General features: G+C 65.7%; 4 protein-coding genes. All 4 read right to left on the bottom strand.

What is annotated here, in order from left to right; genetic code table 11:
* Positions 1 to 547 (bottom strand): CHC2 zinc finger domain-containing protein (locus ABZD10_RS15100; protein ID WP_372887772.1); only part of this gene is annotated, 547 nt, incomplete at its 3' end.
* 36 nt (positions 548 to 583) lie between these two features.
* On the bottom strand, positions 584 to 886 hold the full coding sequence (locus ABZD10_RS15095; protein WP_372887770.1) for a hypothetical protein: 303 nt from the start codon (positions 884 to 886) through the stop codon (positions 584 to 586).
* A gap of 41 nt (positions 887 to 927) precedes the next feature.
* Positions 928 to 1,479, bottom strand: a complete 552-nt coding sequence (locus ABZD10_RS15090; protein WP_372887768.1) for a sarcosine oxidase subunit gamma — start codon at positions 1,477 to 1,479, stop codon at positions 928 to 930.
* A partial coding sequence (locus ABZD10_RS15085) for an aminomethyltransferase family protein (protein WP_372887766.1) occupies positions 1,472 to 2,629 on the bottom strand: 1,158 nt, incomplete at its 5' end. The genes ABZD10_RS15090 and ABZD10_RS15085, both read right to left, overlap by 8 nt.

The following is a 2,629-nucleotide window of genomic DNA, read 5'->3' as shown; positions in this document are numbered from 1 at the left end:
TCATCTCCGGGGGCACCCCCTTGCCGGCTAGGTGATCCCACAGCCCCTGCCAGCCTTCGGGTGCGAAACCGATGTCCCAGCGGTCGCAGGCCGCCGCGTCAAGGCCGCGCCCGACAAGATAGTCGCGCGCCGCCGCCCCGGCCGCGGTCTTCAGTTGCAGGCGGAAGAACTGCGCCGCCTGTTCCATGACCTCGGCCATCCGGCTGCGGCGGTCGGATTTCTCCTGCGCCCCGGGGTCGCGCGCCGGCATCGGCATCCCGGCCTCGCGGGCCAGGATCTCGACCGCCTCCATGAAGCCGACATTCTCGGTTTCCTGGACAAAGGAAATCGCGTCGCCCTTGGCCTGACAGCCAAAGCAGTAATAGAAACCCTTGCGGTCATCGACATGAAATGACGCGGTTTTTTCCTGGTGGAAGGGGCACGGAGACCACATGTCGCCCTTGCCCTGATTGGACTTGCGCGGATCCCACGTGACCTTGCGTCCCACCACCTGGCTCAGGCTGGTGCGGCTGCGCAGTTCATCCATGAATCCGGGTGGCAGGCTCATTGACCAAATATGGGCGCGGCGGGCGCCCCTGTCCAGTTACTGCGCCATGCAGGTGTCGAAATAGGCCTGACCGGGGTCGAGCTTCAGCTCCTTGCGCTTCAGCGTGTAGACCCAGTCGACAAGGAAGGGCACCGCCTTGAGGTATTTCTCGGCCACGGCCTCGTCTTCGCCCGAGGTCATGATCTCCAGCGCCTTATCCTGGCTCTTGCGCGCGCTGCGCAGCTCGACGGCACGGGTCACGATATCGGCCTGCATCTGGCAGTCCTCGGCCAGATCGGCAAAGGCCGGCGGCGCCAGAACAAGAGCGGACAGGCAGATGGCGGCGGCGGAAAGGCGCATTTGAAACATCCCATGGCTGCGATTGGCAGGCCATATCTTTGTCAGGCCGCGCCGCGCGCTGCAACCCCCTGCATCGCCGTTTGCAGATCATGCACCAGAGTTTTGGCCATCGAACGGAACCCCAGCAGCAGGAAGGCGTTGTCGCCGACCCGGGTGATCGACACCATCATGTGCTGCAGTTGCGTGCGCGCCGTATGGCCACGCTTGAACACACTCTGCCGCAGATCGAGCGGGATCAGCCGCGCCAAGACCTCTTCAACGCCCGGCCCCTCGATGCGCAGCAGGGCCCAGGCATCGGACTGGTCGGTCATCGCCGCCATGCCGGCCAGCGCCGCATCGGGCGCCGGCCCCACCAGCATCACCTGCCCCTGTCCGAACCAGATCGCCCGCGCGCCCTCCTTGCCGGTGGCCCGGTTGACCGCCGGCAGCGCCATGCCATGCGCCGCCTTCAAGGCCTCGGACAGGGCCTTGTCCCTGCCCCTGTAGGGCGCCAGAGAGGTCAGCCGCGTCATATCCATTTCGTGCAGCCTCACCTCGCCATGGGTCAGCGGAAGCAGCCCCTCGCAGGGGGATTTCGCCATCAGATCAGCCACGGACTTTCCCTCCTTCGGGATCAAGAAACACCGGATCACAGACCAGGCAGCGGGTGGTGATGCCGCGCAGGTGGTCGACCATCATCACCTCTTCGCCATGGCGCGCCCGCCCGTTGCGCAGGAATGCCAGCCCGAGGAAGCTTTCCAGGGTCGGAGAAAAGCCCACCGAGGTGGTATAGCCCTGCGCGTTTTCGCGGCTCGGCTCGGCATCCAGCTCGAACAGATGCGCCCCGGCGGTCAGCTGCTTGACCACCCCGACCGGCTTCAGCCCCACCAATTGCTCGCGCGTCTCACCGCTGAGGCCGGGGCGTTCGCTCATGGTCTTGCCGACACAGTCCTTCTTGGCGCTGACCATGCGCCCGAACCCGATATCGAAGGCGGTGGTGCGGCCATGGATCTCGGCATGGGTGATATGGCCCTTTTCGATGCGCAGCACATTCAGCGCCTCCATGCCATAGGCGCCGCCGCCCATGGCCTCGGCCCGCGCCACCAGCAACCGGAACAGGCTGTCGCCATAGCGCGCCGGCACCGCCACCTCATAGGCGTGTTCCCCCGAGAAAGAGATGCGGAACAGGCGGCCTTTCACCCCCTGCACCGCGACGTCTCCGCAGGCCATGAAGGGCCAGCTCTCGTTGTCGATCGGCGCGTCCAGAAGCCCGTTCAGCAAGTCCCGCGACTTCGGCCCGGCCACCGCGAATTGCGCCCATTGCTCGGTGACCGAGATCATCGTCACGTCCAGCTCGGGGCAAAGGCACTGATGCACATATTCCAGATGCCGCATCACCGGCCCGGCGGCGGCGGTGGTGGTGGTCATCACATAGTGGTTTTCCCCCATCCGCGCCGTGGTGCCGTCATCCATCACCGTGCCGTCTTCGCGCAGCATCAGCCCATAGCGGGTGCGCCCCACCTTCAGGGTCGAGAACATGTTGGTATAGACGAAATCAAGGAATGCGCCGACATCCGGCCCCTGAAGGTCGATCTTGCCCAGGGTCGAGACATCGCAGATGCCCACCGCGCGGCGCACCATATTGACCTCGCGGTCGCAGGACTGCCGCCAGGTACGCTCGCCGGGGGCCGGGAAATAGCTGGGGCGATACCACAGCCCGGCCTCGATCATCGGCGCGCCGGCATCGACGCTGGCCCTGTGGCT

The sequence above is a fragment of the Shimia sp. genome, from assembly GCF_041624275.1.
GTDB lineage: Bacteria > Pseudomonadota > Alphaproteobacteria > Rhodobacterales > Rhodobacteraceae > Shimia.
This window is presented reverse-complemented; position numbering and strand designations above follow the sequence as displayed.